Source organism: Vibrio sp. 970, from assembly GCF_033339075.1.
Genome location: NZ_JAWOTW010000046.1, coordinates 1,593 through 3,025, shown reverse-complemented (window position 1 = coordinate 3,025; position 1,433 = coordinate 1,593). Strand labels below are relative to the sequence as shown.

The window sequence follows — 1,433 nt, the reverse complement described above, 5'->3', positions numbered from 1 at the left end:
TTTTTTAATTCTCGTTCTTACACATTCAATGTTCTTTCATTGAGTCCATCAAAACCCCTTGGGTGTTGTATGGTTAAGCCTCACGGGCAATTAGTACAGGTTAGCTCAACGCCTCACAACGCTTACACACCCTGCCTATCAACGTCGTAGTCTACGACAACCCTTTAGGATACTTAAAGTATCAGGGAGAACTCATCTCAAGGCTCGCTTCCCGCTTAGATGCTTTCAGCGGTTATCGATCCCGAACTTAGCTACCGGGCAATGCGTCTGGCGACACAACCCGAACACCAGAGGTTCGTCCACTCCGGTCCTCTCGTACTAGGAGCAGCCCCTTTCAATTCTCCAACGCCCACGGCAGATAGGGACCGAACTGTCTCACGACGTTCTAAACCCAGCTCGCGTACCACTTTAAATGGCGAACAGCCATACCCTTGGGACCGACTTCAGCCCCAGGATGTGATGAGCCGACATCGAGGTGCCAAACACCGCCGTCGATATGAACTCTTGGGCGGTATCAGCCTGTTATCCCCGGAGTACCTTTTATCCGTTGAGCGATGGCCCTTCCATTCAGAACCACCGGATCACTATGACCTGCTTTCGCACCTGCTCGAATTGTCATTCTCGCAGTCAAGCGGGCTTATGCCATTGCACTAACCTCACGATGTCCAACCGTGATTAGCCCACCTTCGTGCTCCTCCGTTACGCTTTGGGAGGAGACCGCCCCAGTCAAACTACCCACCAGGCACTGTCCGCAACCCCGATTAGGGGTCAACGTTAGAACATCAACACTACAAGGGTGGTATTTCAAGGACGGCTCCACGCAATCTAGCGACTGCGCTTCAAAGCCTCCCACCTATCCTACACATGTAGGGTCAATGTTCAGTGCCAAGCTGTAGTAAAGGTTCACGGGGTCTTTCCGTCTAGCCGCGGGTACACTGCATCTTCACAGCGATTTCAATTTCACTGAGTCTCGGGTGGAGACAGCGTGGCCATCATTACGCCATTCGTGCAGGTCGGAACTTACCCGACAAGGAATTTCGCTACCTTAGGACCGTTATAGTTACGGCCGCCGTTTACCGGGGCTTCGATCAAGAGCTTCGACCGAAGTCTAACCCCATCAATTAACCTTCCGGCACCGGGCAGGCGTCACACCGTATACGTCATCTTGCGATTTTGCACAGTGCTGTGTTTTTAATAAACAGTTGCAGCCACCTGGTATCTGCGACTCTCAATAGCTCCATCCGCGAGGGACTTCACCGTCGAGAGCGTACCTTCTCCCGAAGTTACGGTACCATTTTGCCTAGTTCCTTCACCCGAGTTCTCTCAAGCGCCTTGGTATTCTCTACCCGACCACCTGTGTCGGTTTGGGGTACGATTCCTTACAATCTGAAGCTTAGAGGCTTTTCCTGGAAGCATGGCATCAATGACTTCAC

1 rRNA gene (only partly in view) is annotated in these 1,433 nt (G+C 52.0%); it reads right to left on the bottom strand.

From position 1 onward, the window contains the following. Positions 1-69 precede the first annotated feature (69 nt). Positions 70-1,433, bottom strand: a 23S ribosomal RNA gene (locus R7Q11_RS24505); it runs 1,566 nt beyond the window's last position.